At 71.9% G+C, this 14,835-nt stretch carries 11 protein-coding genes; 2 read left to right on the top strand and 9 right to left on the bottom strand.

Annotation, left to right across the window (positions count from 1 at the left end; all coding sequences use genetic code 11):
• Positions 1–29 precede the first annotated feature (29 nt).
• Positions 30–1,610: a PucR family transcriptional regulator gene (locus ACZ573_RS29235; RefSeq protein WP_471309619.1), complete on the bottom strand. Its 1,581-nt coding sequence runs from the start codon at positions 1,608–1,610 to the stop codon at positions 30–32.
• A 127-nt stretch (positions 1,611–1,737) separates the two neighbouring features.
• Entirely contained in the window at positions 1,738–4,086 is a 2,349-nt protein-coding gene (locus tag ACZ573_RS29230) for an ATP/GTP-binding protein (protein WP_471309616.1), read from the bottom strand.
• A 252-nt stretch (positions 4,087–4,338) separates the two neighbouring features.
• Here ACZ573_RS29230 and gabT point away from each other — a divergent pair, with 252 nt between their 5' ends.
• Both gabT and ACZ573_RS29220 read left to right on the top strand, forming a co-directional pair.
• Positions 4,339–5,685 carry a 4-aminobutyrate--2-oxoglutarate transaminase gene (gene gabT, locus ACZ573_RS29225; protein WP_030012869.1) on the top strand — a complete coding sequence of 449 codons (1,347 nt, stop codon included), beginning with the start codon at positions 4,339–4,341 and terminating at the stop codon, positions 5,683–5,685.
• A gap of 142 nt (positions 5,686–5,827) precedes the next feature.
• Positions 5,828–6,634: a phosphatase PAP2 family protein gene (locus ACZ573_RS29220; protein WP_471309613.1), complete on the top strand. Its 807-nt coding sequence runs from the start codon at positions 5,828–5,830 to the stop codon at positions 6,632–6,634.
• On the opposite strand, the gene ACZ573_RS29215 is transcribed toward ACZ573_RS29220, so the two are convergent.
• The 7 genes from ACZ573_RS29215 to ACZ573_RS29185 form a co-directional block, all read right to left on the bottom strand.
• Positions 6,600–8,363 (bottom strand): chitinase, encoded by a 1,764-nt coding sequence (locus ACZ573_RS29215; protein ID WP_471309720.1) that lies wholly within the window; start codon positions 8,361–8,363, stop codon positions 6,600–6,602. The two genes, ACZ573_RS29220 and ACZ573_RS29215, sit on opposite strands and share 35 nt — an antisense overlap.
• Positions 8,364–8,475: 112 nt before the next feature.
• The gene (locus ACZ573_RS29210; RefSeq protein ID WP_471309718.1) at positions 8,476–8,934 is read right to left on the bottom strand and encodes a hypothetical protein; all 459 of its coding nucleotides are present in this window, start codon (positions 8,932–8,934) and stop codon (positions 8,476–8,478) included.
• 117 nt (positions 8,935–9,051) lie between these two features.
• Complete coding sequence (locus ACZ573_RS29205; RefSeq protein WP_471309611.1) at positions 9,052–10,470, bottom strand: NAD(P)/FAD-dependent oxidoreductase; 1,419 nt, start codon at positions 10,468–10,470, stop codon at positions 9,052–9,054.
• Between the two features lie 42 nt (positions 10,471–10,512).
• Complete coding sequence (locus ACZ573_RS29200; RefSeq protein WP_471309608.1) at positions 10,513–11,319, bottom strand: ABC transporter permease; 807 nt, start codon at positions 11,317–11,319, stop codon at positions 10,513–10,515.
• Positions 11,319–12,248, bottom strand: coding sequence for an ABC transporter permease (locus ACZ573_RS29195; RefSeq protein WP_471309605.1), 930 nt, complete (start codon positions 12,246–12,248; stop codon positions 11,319–11,321). Before ACZ573_RS29195 ends, ACZ573_RS29200 begins: the two co-directional genes overlap by 1 nt.
• Entirely contained in the window at positions 12,245–13,393 is a 1,149-nt protein-coding gene (locus ACZ573_RS29190) for an ABC transporter ATP-binding protein (RefSeq protein ID WP_301366183.1), read from the bottom strand. The genes ACZ573_RS29195 and ACZ573_RS29190 overlap by 4 nt, the downstream gene beginning before the upstream one ends.
• Positions 13,394–13,532: 139 nt before the next feature.
• The gene (locus ACZ573_RS29185) at positions 13,533–14,783 is read right to left on the bottom strand and encodes a polyamine ABC transporter substrate-binding protein (RefSeq protein WP_471309602.1); all 1,251 of its coding nucleotides are present in this window, start codon (positions 14,781–14,783) and stop codon (positions 13,533–13,535) included.
• Positions 14,784–14,835: the final 52 nt, after the last annotated feature.

Genomic DNA, 14,835 nt, shown 5'->3' with positions numbered 1-14,835 from the left:
CGGGTGCGCGCCCCTGCGAGGCGATGCGGCTAGGCCGGGGTCGAGGTCGCCTTGAGGGCGAGCCACAGTTCCATGCGGACGTCCGGGTCCTCCAGGGAGCGGCCGAGGATCTCCTCGACCCGCTTCATCCGGTAGCGCAGGGTGTGCCGGTGCACGCCGAGGTCGGCCGCGGCCGCGTCCCACTGTCCGTGGCGGGAGAGCCAGGCCTGGAGCGAGGCCACCAGGTCGCCGCGCCCGGTCGCGTCGTGCTCCCGCAGGGCGCGCAGGGTGCCGTCCGCGAAGGCCCGTACGGCGTCGTCGGCCAGCAGCGGCAGGACCGAGCCCGCCGCCATGTCCTCGTGCTCCACCATCGGCCGACCGCGGCGCCGGGCCACGGCCAGGGCCTGGTCGGCCTGTTTGAGGGCGGCCGCCACACCGCCCGGTCCGGCCGGCGCGGACAGGCCGACCACCAGCTCGTCCGGCTCCGGCCCGGACGCTTCCCGGCCGCGCCGTGCCTCCAGTGCCTCGGCGTGGTCCATGCACGCCTGTACGGCCGAGCCCCCGTCGGAGGCCAGGACCACGAGCCGGCCCTCCTCCGGGACGACGAGCAGCGCTTCTCCGGTCCGGGCCGCCGCCGACTCCACCGTGTCGGACAGCAGCGCCAGGCCTTCCGGCTGCGCGGTCCCCGCCAGGGCCGGCTCGGCCACGACGAGCCGGAACGGTGCCTCCAGCAGGGCCCCGTACAGGTCCCCGGCCACGGCCCGCGCGTGGTCCGCCTCGCCCGCGAGCAGCATCCGCAGCACCGCCGCCCCCAGCCGGGACTCGGCGTCGTGCAGCGAGCGCGAGCGCTCGGTGGTGAGGGTGAGCAGCGCGACGGCGGAGTGGACGGCGTACCGCTCGGCGGTGCCGAGCGGGGCCGCGGTACCGACGGCGAGCGCGCCGCGGGCGCGCCGGCCCGTGCCCAGGGACTGGAGTTCCACGCGGTCCTCGGAGCCGCCGACCACGGCGCTCGCGGGCGCCGGGCGCTCCCGCAGCCGTTCCACGTCGGGCGTCAGCCGGGCGGCGCGGCGCGCGGCCCAGTCGGGGGCGGCCGCGACGACCGCGCCCGAGGTGTCGTACAGCGCGGCCCAGCCGTGCACGTGCGCGGCCAGTTTCACCAGCAGCTCGGTGGGGCCGTCGACGGAGAGCGCGGCGCGCGTCAGCTCCCGCTGGGCCTCGAAACCGGCGGTGACGGCCCGGTACTGGTCCGCGGCGAGGGCCGCGGAGACCGCCTTGCTGATCGCCAGGAAGGGGGTCCGCCGCGGTACCTCCAGCAGCGGCATGTCCTCGGCCCGCGCGGCCTCGACCAGCGCCTCGGGGATCTCCTCGTAGTTGACGCCGATCGCGAAGCCGATGCCGACGACCCCGGCCGCGGCGAGGCGGCGTACGTAGGCGCGCATCTCCTCCGGGTCCCCCGCGTCCAGCTTCATCGCGGTGATCAGGAGCAGCTCCCCGCCCTCCATGTAGGGGACGGGGTCGGCGAGCTCGCTGACGTGGGCCCACCGCACCGGGGTGTCGAGGCGGCCCTCCCCGGCCCGGACGCTGAGTTTGAGCGCCGAGTGCTGGACGAGTGAGGCGAGGGTGAGCGGCATCGGTTACCAGTGGCCTTAGCGGGAGGGGGCGAGCGGGAGGGTCAGGAGGCAGACCGCCGACGGTTTTCGCCGTGTCGTACGAACGACTCCCGTCGATTCTGCCACCTCGTACGGGTCGGGGTGCGGGTCAGGACGGTCCGGCCAGGCGGACCAGCAGCGGAGCCGCCCGTTCCCCGCGCACCGAGGTCAGCGACAGGACCGCGTGCCCCGGCGGCACGGCGTGCGCCAGGTCCGAGGCGGACCACCGCTCGCGCTCCACCTGGCGCACGGTCACCGCGTCCGTGGTGACCGCCTTGCCGGTGACGAGCTTGCGGAAGGAGTGCATCAGGCGGGTGAGCGGCTGGTCGGCGAAGACGGTGCGGTGGGTGACGTCCCGCGTCTCCACCCACTCCGTGCCCCAGGCCTCGGCGAAGCGCTTGCCGTCCCAGGTGGTGACCCCGGAGAAGGCCATCCGGCAGCCGACCGCCCCGAGCAGCGGGGTGCGCAGCGCCTCCGGTACGTCGTCCAGCGTGCGCAGCGTGAGCAGGACGCCCGCATGCGCCGAGCGCAGCCGCTGGACGCCCCGCACGGTCTCGGCGGTCAGGGTGTGGGAGGCGTCGTCGAAGGCGAGGAAGGCGAAGAGGGAGCGGTCGGTGCGGGCGGCCGCGGCGGCGTTGAACTGGGCGAGCAGCAGCCGGGCCAGCATCCGGGAGGCGTCGGCGTGCCCGCGTTCGGGCAGGTCCACGCGGACACGGATCGGGTGCTCCAGGGCGCGCAGCGAGAACGGCCGGCCCTGGCCGGTGGTGTCGAAGAAGCCGGCGAAGGCGGGCCGGTCCAGCAGGGCCACCCGGTCGGCGAGGGCGGGACCGGGGTCCGCGGGGGCGCCGTGCTGGCGGGCCCGGGCGTCGAGTTCGCGCAGCATGGCGTGCTGTCCGGCGAGGTCGCGGCGCAGCGCGTCGAAGGCGGTGGGGACCTGGTCGAGCAGCTCGCGCAGTTCGGGCACGGTCGGGAAGCGGTCGTAGGCCGTCCGGAAGGGCCCGAGGAGCTGGGCGAGGGCGGTCGCGGCCCGGCGTACGTCGATCCCGGGGACGTCCCCGACGAAGGCCTCGGCGAGCAGGGTGGCGGCCTCGTCGGGGTCGGTGGCGCCGCCGTAGAGGTCGAGGTCGTAGACGGAGGCGGGGTCGCCGACCCGGACCACGACGTCGAAGGCGGCGTCCGGTCCGAGCGGGGCGCCGGCCGCGCCGACGGCGACGACGGCGGCCTGGCCGGCGAGGGCCTGGAGCGAGAGCGACTCGACGACGGGCCGCACCAGGTGGCGGGTCTTGCCGGTGCCGGAGGGGCCGACGGCGAGCAGGGAGGTGCCGAGCACGTCGGGGTCGAGGGCGAGGGCGGTGCCGCGGCGGGAGTACGGGTTGCGGGCGCCGTCCTCCACGGTGCCCAGCAGCACCTGCCGGGCCAGCAGATCGTGCCGGGCGGCCCGCACGGGCAGGTCCCGGGCCCCGGACGGGTGCACACAGGCCCCGGCTCCCTTGTCACGCACGGCGTCGGCGAAGGCCCGCATCCGCGAGGGGTCGACGCGCACGGAGTCCCAGGCCCGCCGGATCCGGGCGTAGTCCACGTCGTTCATCCGCCCGCCCCCGGCCTCCGCCTCCAGCCGCTCGGCCACCTCCCCGAGCCCGGCGGCCCGCAACTGCGGCCACCGAGCGGGGTCGTCCTCCGGCTCCTCGGCAGGTGTCGCCCGGGGGCGGTCCGGGCGGGCCGGATCCGCGGCCGGCCGGATCCGGCGCAGCAGGCGGACCGCGCCACCGAGCCAGGCGAAGGCCAGGACGACGGCCACGTCGATCGCGGTCTTCGCCGTGCTGTCGAGCGCGAGGTTGGCCTCTTGGTCCGTGCCGTACGGCAGGAACGCGAAGACCAGCTGCCGGAGCGGCAGCTGGTGGTTGTCGACGAGGAGGAGCGTGACCCAAGCCATTGGCACGACCGCGAGGGCGGGTGCCCAGGGGCCGCGCGCGACGACCAGGCGGCTCCACGCGGTCCGCCAGCTGCCTAGCCGGCCGAACCCGTAGACGAGCACCGAGACGAAGAGCGTCTCGTAGATCGGCTTGGCCCGCATCCCGCCCGTCCCCATCACCGGCTCCCCGTTCGCGGCGTACCAGCTGTCCGGGGTGAAGAGGTTGAGCGGAGCGTCCCAGAAGGGGATGTACGTGTTGCGCATCAGGGACCAGACGAGGACACACGCCAGGAAGGAGACGAGTGCTCCGGTGGCAAGAGCCCGGTCAGGGGTCGTCGGCGGTTCCACCGCCGCCCGCGGGACGTGGCCGTAGCGCCATACACCCGGCTCGGCGACCGGCCGGGGGGTCCGCAGCCAGTCGGCGACGGTCGGCCCCCGGTCCGGCGCGTGACGCGGCTTCGGAGGGTGCGCCTGTGGGGCGCCGGCAGGTCTCGGTACGCGATCCGAGCGGGTCGCCCGTCCGTCGTGCGTGCCGTCGGTGTCCATGAAACCCCTGCCCCCTGCCCGTGCCTGCGCTGCGTCGCTCAATGTAGTTGCCCGGCGTCGGCCGTGGGCCCGTACCCGCGCTCCGATGCGCCGCGCCGTCCGCAAGACGCGCGCCCGGGTCCTTCCTATGGCCGTGACGGACAAGGACACGCGGTGATCACTACCGAACGGAGCATGCAGGACCACCGCTCCCGGGCCTAGCCTGCGGACAAAGAGACAAGTGCGTCCGAAAACACCCCCCAGGAGCCCCCTATGACCGCTGTTCCGCAGGAGCGCAAGATCGTCACCGCGATCCCCGGCCCCAAGTCGCAGGAGCTGCAGGCCCGCCGCCTCCAGACCGTGGCCGGTGGCGTGGGCTCCGTGCTGCCCGTCTTCACGGCCCGCGCGGGCGGCGGCATCATCGAGGACGTCGACGGCAACCGCCTGATCGACTTCGGCTCCGGCATCGCCGTGACCTCGGTCGGCGCCTCCGCCGAGGCCGTCGTGCGCCGCGCCTCCGCGCAGCTCGCCGACTTCACCCACACCTGTTTCATGGTCACCCCGTACGAGGGCTACGTCGAGGTCTGTGAGGCCCTCGCCGAGCTGACCCCGGGCACCCACGCCAAGAAGTCGGCCCTGTTCAACTCCGGCGCCGAGGCCGTCGAGAACGCCGTCAAGATCGCCCGTTCGTACACCAAGCGCCAGGCCGTCGTCGTCTTCGACCACGGCTACCACGGCCGTACGAACCTCACCATGGCGCTGACCGCGAAGAACATGCCGTACAAGCAGGGCTTCGGTCCGTTCGCCCCCGAGGTCTACCGCGTCCCGGTCGCCTACGGCTACCGCTGGCCCACCGGCGCCGAGAACTGCGGCCCCGAGGCCGCCGCCCAGGCGATCGACCAGATCACCAAGCAGATCGGCGCCGAGAACGTCGCCGCGATCATCATCGAGCCGGTCCTCGGCGAGGGCGGCTTCATCGAGCCGGCCAAGGGCTTCCTGCCCGCGATCGTGAAGTTCGCCAACGACAACGGCATCGTCTTCGTCGCCGACGAGATCCAGTCCGGCTTCTGCCGCACCGGCCAGTGGTTCGCGTGCGAGGACGAGGGCATCGTCCCGGACCTGATCACCACCGCCAAGGGCATCGCGGGCGGTCTGCCGCTCGCCGCCGTGACCGGCCGCGCCGAGATCATGGACGCCGCGCACGCGGGTGGCCTGGGTGGCACCTACGGCGGTAACCCGGTGGCGTGCGCGGGTGCGCTCGGCTCCATCGAGACCATGAAGGAACTCGACCTCAACGCCGCGGCGAAGAAGATCGAGTCCGTCATGAAGGCCCGCCTGACGGCCATGCAGGAGAAGTACGACATCATCGGCGACATCCGCGGCCGCGGCGCCATGATCGCGATCGAGCTGGTCAAGGACCCGGTGTCCAAGACCCCCTTCCCGGAGGCGGCCGGCGCGCTCGCCAAGGCCTGCCACGCCGAGGGCCTGCTCGTCCTCACCTGTGGCACCTACGGCAACGTGCTCCGCTTCCTCCCGCCGATCGTCATCGGCGAGGACCTGCTGAACGAGGGCCTGGACCTCATCGAGGCCGCGTTCGCGGCCATCGGCACGGCCATCTGATCGAACGGCTAGAACGTGCGCACGCCGCGACCGGTACCTACCGGCGGTAACGGGCGGACGCTGTGAAGAAGCTGTGGGGGGCCGATGGCGGGAGCGCGATCCTGCTGTCGGTCCCCCTTTCGCTGCCGTACGGTTTCTGCAGATGAGTGAGACACCCCGCTCCAGGGAAACCGGGGGCGACACCAGTACTGGGCTTCCCCAGCACCGTACTGGGCATGCGTTCGCGCACACTCCTCACCGATCGGACAGCCGTTCGCCCCAAACCCCCCGGGGCGCCCGGCAACCCGATCCGGGCGGCCGTCCCGGAACCATCCCCCCTGTTCCGGGACGGCCGGCCACTCCTCTCCTGATCGCCGCGGTCTGCGGCCTCCTCTTCTCCCTGGTCACCTGGCAGGTGCTGGTCTCCGGCCCGCTGCTGACCCCGGACCATGCGCTGAGCCGCGCCCTGGTGCGCACGGTCCCCGACTACGTCACCGAGCGACTCTCGGACCTCGGCAACATCCCGGTCGCCGTGCCCGTCCTCGTCCTGGCCATGGCCTACGCCGCCCGGCGCGGGCGGGCGCTCGCCGCCGGGGCCGCGGGCCTGGCGATGGCCTTGGTGCCGGCCCTGGTCATCCCGTTCAAGGAGTGGACGGCCCGGCCAGGACCCCTGGAGCCCTGGGCCGCCGGCTACTTCCCCTCGGGCCACACGGCCACCGCCGCCGTCGCCTACCTCGGCGCGGCCCTGCTCGTGCGCCCGTACACCCGCCGGGCATGGCCGGCGGCCGCCGCCCTGGTCCTCACGGGGGCGACGGCCGCCGGGCTGATCCTGCGGGGGTGGCACTGGCCGCTGGACGTACTGGCCAGCCTGCTGCTCTGCGCTCCCCTGCTGCTCGCAGTGGCGTGGGCCGACCGGGCCGGCCGGGCGGGACGGCTCAGCCTCCGAAGTACGCGTCGAAGTTCCGGCTGAACTCCCAGCCTCCGAAGCGGTCCCAGTTGATCGACCAGGTCATCAGGCCGCGCAGCCCCGGCCAGGTGCCGTGGGTCTGGTACGTCCCGCAGTCGGTCTTCCTCGTCAGGCAGTTCAGGGCCTTGTTCACCTCCGCGGGCGAGGTGTGGCCGTTGCCCGCGCTGGTCGTGGCCGGCAGGCCGATGGCGACCTGGTCCGGGCGCAGGGCCGGGAAGACCCGGGCGGTGTTCCCGGCGACCGGGAAGCCGGTGAGCAGCATGTCGGTCATGGCGATGTGGAAGTCCGCGCCGCCCATGGAGTGGTACTGGTTGTCGAGGCCCATGATCGAGCCCGAGTTGTAGTCCTGGACGTGGAGCAGGGTGAGGTCGTCGCGCAGGGCGTGGATGACCGGGAGGTACGCGCCGGCGCGCGGATCCTGGCCGCCCCAGGGGCCGGAACCGTAGTACTGGTGGCCCAGCTGGACGAAGAAGGTCTCCGGGGCCATGGTCAGGACGAAGTCCGGTCCGTAGCGGGCCTTCAGGGTCTTCACGGCCGAGATCAGGTTGACGACGACCGGGGTGGTGGGCGCCCGGAAGTCGGTGTCCCCGGTGGCCAAGGACAGGGAGTGGCCCTCGAAGTCGATGTCCAGGCCGTCGAGGCCGTACTCGTCGATGATCTTGCTGACGGAGGAGACGAAGGTGTCGCGGGCGGCCGTGCTCGCGAGCTGGACCTGGCCGTTCTGGCCGCCGATCGATATCAGCACTTTCTTGCCGGCCGCCTGCTTGGCCTTGACGGCCGCCTTGAACTCCGCCGGGGATTCGGCGTTCGGGCATTCCGCGACCGGGCAGAGCCGGAAGCGGATGTCGCCCGAGGTCACCGAAGTGGGTTCGCCGAAGGCGAGGTTGATGACGTCCCAGGAGGCGGGCATGTCGGCCATGCGGACGTATCCGGAGCCGTTGGCGAAGCTCGCGTGCAGGTAGCCGACGAGTGCGTGCGCGGGGAGGCCGCCCCCGCCGCCTCCCCCGCCACCGGGCGTGGTCGCGGAGGCGGGCGCGCTCTGCGGGGAGGCGCCCGCCGCGTTCACCGCGCTGACCCGGAAGGTGTACGTGGTGGCCGCGGCGAGGCCGGTCACGGCCGCCGAGGCCGAGGTGACGGACAGCGGCGCCGCGCCGTCCCGGTGGACGGTGTACGAGGTGGCGCCCGGGACCGCCGACCAGGACAGCGCGACGGACGCCGACGAGGTGGCGGAGGCGGTCAGGCCGGTGGGGGCGGCCGGGGGCCGGGGCTGCCCGGGACCGCCGGGGTCCGGGCCGATCAGGGTGAGGTCGTCGGTGAGATGGGCGGGCTGGCCGTACCAGCCGTGGGTGTAGATGGTCACCGAGGTGGTGGACGGGCCGGTGCGGAAGGTGGTCGTCAGCTGCTTCCACGCACCCGGCGTCTGCGTCCAGGCCGACACGTCGGTGGTGCCGGTGCCGCTCGCGCCGAGGTAGACGTAGGCGCCCTGCACCCACGCGCCGAGCGTGTACGCCGAGTCGGGCTCGACGGCGACGGTCTGGGAGCAGCGGGCGTTGTCCTGGCCGGCCGGGGTGGCCCTCAGGGCGTAACTTCCGCCGTGGACGGGTGTGGTGACGACGGCTCCGCTGCCGCCGGAGCAGCTCCAGCCGTCGAGGCCGGCTTCGAAGCCGCCGTTGCGTACGAGGTCGGCGTCGGCCGCCGCGGCGGGCGGGCCCGCGGCGAGGAAGCCGGCCACCGCGAGGGCGGCGGCCGAGAGGAGGGGTAGGGCTCTGCGCACAACTGCCTCCGGTGCATGGGGGGATGGAGGGGGTCAGCGGCGCCCAAGGTGGTCCAGACCAATACCCTTGTCAAGGCTTCCGACCCTGCTTCGCCGGCACGCTCGCGGCCGCCTCGTGCAGGGCGAGCTCCAGCACGGCCGGATCGGTGAGCGTCCCCTCGCCGTGCGGGAGCACGAGCCAGCGCACCCCGCCGGTCGCCCGGCCGGGATACGGGACCACGATCCAGCTCCCGCACCCGGCACCCCGTACGCCCGTGCCGAGCCACCGCGAGGCCGTGCCGGCGGGCACGAAGAAGCCCACCCTGGAGTCGCCGAAGTCGGCGAGCACCGGGCCGGGCCGGTCGAGGAGCAGGCGGAGCACGTCGAGGGTGGGCCGCCCCAGCTTCCCGGGCAGGATCAGCACGTCCCAGCGCCGGCCGGCGGGCAGCAGGGCGACCCCGAGCGGGTTGCGCTCCCACTCCCACCGGCAGGCGTCCGGATCCGGCGCCCCCGACACCAGCCAGTCCACTGCCGTCCTGGCCCCCGGAATCGTCATCGCCCGGCCTCCGCTTCCTGTAGGTGAGGGGTTCTCACCTGGAGAGAGCGGGGCCGGGCGCGGGTATGACGCGGGTTTCGTTACTCCATGGTAGTGAACCCGGTCACAGCACTAGCTGTCGAAGCCGAGGCCGAAGCGGTCCAGTGTCTTGAGCCACAGGTTCCGGTGTCCGCCGCGGGCGTCCGCGCGGGCCAGCGACCACTTGGTGAGCGCGATCCCGGTCCAGGCGAAGGGCTCGGGCGGGAACGGCATCGGCTTGGACTTCACCATCTCCAGCCGCGTGCGCTCGGTGGAGAGCCCGTCCAGCAGGTCCAGCATCACGTCCGCTCCGAACCGGGTGGCCCCCACGCCGAGGCCGGTGTAGCCGGCCGCGTAGGCCACCTTCCCCGAGTGCGCCGTGCCGAAGAAGGCGGAGAAGCGCGAGCAGGTGTCGATGGCCCCGCCCCAGGCGTGGCTGAACTTCAGCCCCTCCAGCTGCGGGAAGGCCGTGAAGAAGTGCTCCGCGAGCTTGAGGTAGGTCTCGGGGCGGTGGTCGTACTCGGAGTCGAGCTTCCCCCGGTAGGGGTAGATCGCGTCGTAGCCGCCCCACAGGATCCGGTTGTCGCGGGTGATCCGGAAGTAGTGGAACTGGTTGGCGCTGTCGCCGAGCCCCTGCCGCCTCTTCCAGCCGATCGCGGCCAGCTGGGCCTCGTCGAGCGGCTCGCTCATCAGCGCGTAGTCGTAGACCGGGACGGTGAACGGGCGGACCCGGCGCACCAGCGAGGGGAAGATGTTGGTGCCGAGGGCGACCCGGCGCGCGAGGATCGTGCCGTAGGGGGTCGTCACGGTCATCCCGGAGCCGGCCCCGGCCAGCTTGAGGCCGCGGGTGTTCTCGTAGATCCGCACCCCGAGCTCCAGGCAGGCCCGCTTGAGGCCCCAGGCCAGCTTCGCCGGATTGAGCATGGCGACGCCGTCACGGTCCCAGAGGCCCGCGAGGAAGGTCGGCGAGTCGACCTCGGCGCGCACCGCCTCGCCGTCCAGCCATTCGGAGCCGTCGGCGAGGCCCAGGCGCAGCGCCTCCTCGTGCAGTTCGCGCAGCTCCTCGACCTGGTGCGGTTCGGTGGCGACGTCGATCTCGCCGGTCCGCTCGAAGTCGCAGTCGATGTTGTAACGGGCGACGGCCTCCTCGATGGCGTCGAGGTTGCGGGTGCCCATCTCCTCCAGCTTGGCCAGCTCGCCGGGCCAGCGGGCGATTCCGTTGCTGAGGCCGTGGGTGAGGGAGGCGGCGCAGAATCCGCCGTTGCGGCCGGAGGCGGCCCAGCCCGCCTCCTTGCTCTCGATCAGTACGACGTCCCGCCCGGGGTCGCGCTCCTTGGCGATCAGGGCGGTCCACAGTCCGCTGTAACCGCCGCCGATGACCAGCAGGTCGCAGCGCTCGTCGGAGGTCAGCGCCGGCTCGGGGGCCGGCTTGCCGGGGTCGTCCAGCCAGTACGAGACCGGCTTCGCTTCGGAAAGGGATTTCGCAACACTTCGCATGGCGACTGGGGCCATGGCTTCCAACTCCCTACGGAACTGATGACGTGCTTTCCCGAATTACTTCGGTTGTGCCTTCTTGCGGCGGTTGCCGACCATCTGGCCGGCGAGGACCACCAGCACCGCGATGACGAACATCGCCGTACCGATGACGTTGATCTGCACGGGCGTACCGCGCTGGGCCGATCCCCACACGAACATGGGGAAGGTGACGGTGTTGCCCGAGTTGAAGTTGGTGATGATGAAGTCGTCGAAGGAGAGCGCGAAGGAGAGCAGCGCGCCCGCCGCGATACCCGGTGCCGCGATCGGCAGGGTGACCCGTACGAAGGTCTGCACCGGGCCGGCGTAGAGGTCGCGGGCGGCCTCCTCCAGCCGCGGGTCCATGGACAGGACACGCGCCTTGACGGCGGCGACGACGAAGCTGAGGCAGAACATGATGTGCGCGATCAGGATCGTCCAGAAGCCCAGCTGGATGCCCATGTTGAGGAAGAGCGCGAGCAGCGAGGCCGCCATCACGATCTCGGGCATGGCCATGGGCAGGAAGATCAGCGAGTTGACCGCCCCGCGCGCCCGGAAGCGGTAGCGCACGAGCGCGAAGGCGATCGCGGTGCCCAGCGCGGTCGCGACGAGGGTGGACCAGAGGGCGATCTGGAGCGAGAGGGACAGCGAGCCGCACATGTCGGCGACCCCGCAGGGGTCCTTCCACGCGTCGAGGGAGAACTCCTGCCAGGCGTAGTTGAACCGCCCGCTGGGGTTGTTGAAGGAGAAGACGGTGACGACGACGTTCGGCAGGATCATGTACGCGAGCGTGCCGAGGCCCGCGATGACGACCAGGTTGCGCCGGAGCCAGGTGAGGGGATTACGCATCAGACCAGGTCCTCCGTCCCCGCTCGGCGGATGTAGATGGTGACCATGATCAGCACGATGGCCATGAGAATGAAGGACAGCGCGGCCGCCGTCGGGTAGTCGAGGATCCGCAGGTACTGCGACTGGATGACGTTGCCGATCATCCGGGTGTCCGTGGAGCCGAGCAGTTCGGCGTTCACGTAGTCGCCGCTCGCCGGGATGAAGGTGAGCAGGGTCCCGGAGACCACGCCCGGCATCGAGAGCGGGAAGGTCACCTTCCGGAAGACCGTGGCGGGGCGTGCGTACAGGTCCCCGGCCGCCTCGTGGAGGCGGGTGTCGATGCGCTCCAGCGAGGAGTACAGCGGCAGGATCATGAAGGGGAGGAAGTTGTACGTCAGACCGCAGACCACCGCGAGCGGCGTGGCCAGCACCCGGTCCCCCTCGGTCATGCCGAGCCAGCTGGTGACGTCGAGGAAGCCGATGTCGTTGAGGACGCCGACCACCGGGCCGCCGTCGGCCAGGATCGTCTTCCAGGCCAGCGTGCGGATCAGGAAGCTGGTGAAGAACGGGGCGATGACCAGGACCAGGAGCAGGTTGCGCCAGCGGCCGGCCTTGAAGGCGATCAGGTAGGCGAGCGGGTACCCGAGCAGCAGGCACAGCGCGGTCGCGGTGCCCGCGTAGAGCAGGGAGCGCAGGAACTGCGGGTAGTACTCGGTGAAGGCGTCCCAGTAGGTCCCGAAGTGCCAGGTGACCTGGAAGCCCTCTTCGAGGGAGCCGGTCTGCACCGAGGTGGAGGCCTGGTAGACCATCGGCAGCACGAAGAACACCAGCAGCCACAGGATGCCGGGGAGCAGCAGCCAGTACGGGATCAGCCGCTTGCGCAGGGACGCCTTGTGCACCGGGGGTTCGGTGGGGGCGGGCGCCTGGGGCGGCGCCGCGGTGGCCGTCATGCGCTCTCCTCCACCGTCTCGATGCCCGCGTCGATGTCCTGGGCGGCGTCGAGGCCGAAGGTGTGCTCCGGGTTCCAGTGCAGGATCACCTCGGCGCCCGGCACCAGGCGGCCGTCGCGCTCGATGTTCTGGGCGTACACCTCCAGCTCCGGACAGACCTGGCTGTCGATGACGTACTGGGTGGAGACGCCGATGAAGGAGGAGTCGGCTATCCGGCCGGCGACCTTGTTGCGGCCGGCCGCGATGGTGTGCTCCTCGTCGGCGTGGACCAGGGAGATCTTCTCCGGGCGCACCCCGACCAGGAGCTTTCCGCCCGCGCGGGGGGTGGTCGAACATCGGGCGGCGGGCAGCCGCAGGGTGGTGCCGGAGGCGGAGACGACGACCTCGGAGCCGGCGGAGTCCACCGAGGCCTCGATGAGGTTCGAGGTGCCGAGGAAGTTGGCCACGAAGGTGGTGCCCGGGTTCTCGTACAGCTCGGCGGGGGCTCCCAGCTGCTCGACGCGGCCGCCGTTCATCACGGCGACCGTGTCGGCCATGGTCATGGCCTCCTCCTGGTCGTGCGTGACGTGCACGAAGGTGATGCCGACCTCGGTCTGGATCCGCTTGAGCTCCAGCTGCATCTGGCGGCGCAGCTTGAGGTCGAGGGCGCCCAGCGGCTCGTCGAGGAGGAGGACCTGCGGGTGGTTGATCAGTGCGCGGGCGACGGCGACGCGCTGCTGCTGGCCGCCGGAGAGCTGGTGCGGCTTGCGCTGGGCGAACTGGCCGAGCTGGACCAGCTCCAGCATGTCGTCGACCTGCTTCTTGACCGACTTGATGCCGCGGCGGCGCAGCCCGAAGGCGACGTTCTCGAAGATGCTCAGGTGCGGGAAGAGCGCGTAGCTCTGGAAGACCGTGTTGACCGGGCGCTTGTACGGCTGCAGGTCGGTGACCTCCCGGTCGCCGAGGTGCACCGTGCCGGTGGAGGGCTCCTCCAAGCCGGCGATCATGCGCAGGGTGGTGGTCTTCCCGCAGCCCGAGGCGCCGAGCAGGGCGAAGAAGGAGCCCTGGGGGATGGTGAGATCCAGCGGGTGCACGGCGGTGAAGGTCCCGTAGTGCTTGCTGATCCCGGAGAGGCGGACGTCGCCGCCCGCGGTCTTGTCAGTCATGGATGGTCCCGGGGTTGGGTGGGTCAAGGGGTCGGAGGCTCGGCGGAGCGGAGTCGGCCGGGGCGGGCCGCGCCGCCGCCGGAGGGGTCCGGCGGCCGGCGCGGCGGTCCGGCGGGATCGGCCCGCCGCAAGGCGTGCGTCAGGCGCCGATGAGCTTGGCGAACTTCTCCTCGTACGCCGTCTCTTCCTCGCTGGTGAGGGAGCGGAAGGCGTGGGCCTTGGCGGCCATCGCCTTGTCCGGGACGATCAGGGGGTTGTCCGCGAGCGCGGGGTCGATCTTGGCCAGCTCGTCCTTGACGCCCTCGACCGGGCAGACGTAGCTGATGTACGCGGCCAGCTGGGCGGCGATCTCGGGCTCGTAGTAGAAGTCGATGAGCTTCTCCGCGTTGGCCTTGTGCCGGGCCTTGGCGGGGATCAGCAGGTTGTCGCTGGAGGTGATGTATCCGGGGGCGGGGATGGCGTACTTGATGTCCGGGTTGCCGGCCTGGAGCTGGATGATGTCCCCGGCCCAGGCGAGGCAGGCGGCGATGTCGCCCTTGTCGAGGTCGGAGGTGTAGTCGTTGCCGGTGAAGCGGCGGATCTGGTTCTTGTCCACGCCCTTCTGGAGCCGGCCGATGGCCTCGTCGAAGTCGGCGGTGGTGAATTTCGCCGGGTCCTTGCCCTGGTCGAGCAGGGTCATGCCGACGCTGTCGCGCATCTCGGTGAGGAAGCCGACGCGGCCCTTGAGGGAGGGGTCGTCGAGCAGCTGGGTGACGGAGTCGACCTTCTTGCCGCCGGTCGCCTTCTCGTTGTAGGCGATGACGGTGTCGATGCCGGTCCAGGGGTAGCTGTAGGACCGTCCCGGGTCCCAGTCGGGGGTGCGGAACTGCGGGATCAGGTTGGCGTAGGCGTGCGGGAGGCGCGCGGGGTCCAGCTTCTGCGCCCAGCCGAGACGGATGATGCGGGCGGCCAGCCAGTCGGTGACCACGATCAGGTCGCGGCCGGTCTCCTGGCCGGCCGCCAGCTGGGGGCGGATCTTGCCGAAGAACTCGACGTTGTCGTTGATGTCCTCGGTGTACTTGACGTTGATGCCGGTCCGCTTGGTGAACTCCTCCAGCGTGGGACGGCTCTTCTCGTCCTCGCTGGTGTCCATGTACTCGGTCCAGTTGGAGAAGTTGATCTCCTTTTCCTGGGCCGAGTGGTCGTCGGAGGCCGCTGCCGCGTCGCCCTCGCGTTTGGCGGGCGGGATCCCGCACCCGGTGAGGGCGGAGAGCCCTCCGAGGGTGAGCGCTCCGACTCCGGAGGCGCGCAGCAGCGAGCGGCGGGTCAGGGCGCCGCGCCCGCTGGTGAGGCTGCGCCGCATCGCGGCGAGTTGCGCCGCCGAGAGGCGGTCGGGCTCGAACTGCTCCATGCGCTGTGCCCTTTCGGGAGGTGTACCGCTGGTCAGGCGGTGGGCCCACGCG

The organism is Streptomyces sp. NPDC040545 (genome assembly GCF_055595065.1).
Note: the sequence above shows the minus strand (reverse complement) of the source record. Positions and strands in the feature narration are given on the sequence as shown.

Bases quoted from the DNA above. Each gene is read 5' to 3' on its own strand.
- ACZ573_RS29205 (WP_471309611.1), bottom strand. From the start codon at position 10,470: ATGGCCCCAGTCGCCATGCGAAGTGTTGCGAAATCCCTTTCCGAAGCG.
- ACZ573_RS29200 (WP_471309608.1), bottom strand. From the start codon at position 11,319: ATGCGTAATCCCCTCACCTGGCTCCGGCGCAACCTGGTCGTCATCGCG.
- ACZ573_RS29185 (WP_471309602.1), bottom strand. From the start codon at position 14,783: ATGGAGCAGTTCGAGCCCGACCGCCTCTCGGCGGCGCAACTCGCCGCG.
- ACZ573_RS29230 (WP_471309616.1), bottom strand. From the start codon at position 4,086: ATGGACACCGACGGCACGCACGACGGACGGGCGACCCGCTCGGATCGC.
- ACZ573_RS29220 (WP_471309613.1), top strand. From the start codon at position 5,828: ATGAGTGAGACACCCCGCTCCAGGGAAACCGGGGGCGACACCAGTACT.
- ACZ573_RS29190 (WP_301366183.1), bottom strand. From the start codon at position 13,393: ATGACTGACAAGACCGCGGGCGGCGACGTCCGCCTCTCCGGGATCAGC.
- gabT (WP_030012869.1), top strand. From the start codon at position 4,339: ATGACCGCTGTTCCGCAGGAGCGCAAGATCGTCACCGCGATCCCCGGC.
- ACZ573_RS29235 (WP_471309619.1), bottom strand. From the start codon at position 1,610: ATGCCGCTCACCCTCGCCTCACTCGTCCAGCACTCGGCGCTCAAACTC.
- ACZ573_RS29195 (WP_471309605.1), bottom strand. From the start codon at position 12,248: ATGACGGCCACCGCGGCGCCGCCCCAGGCGCCCGCCCCCACCGAACCC.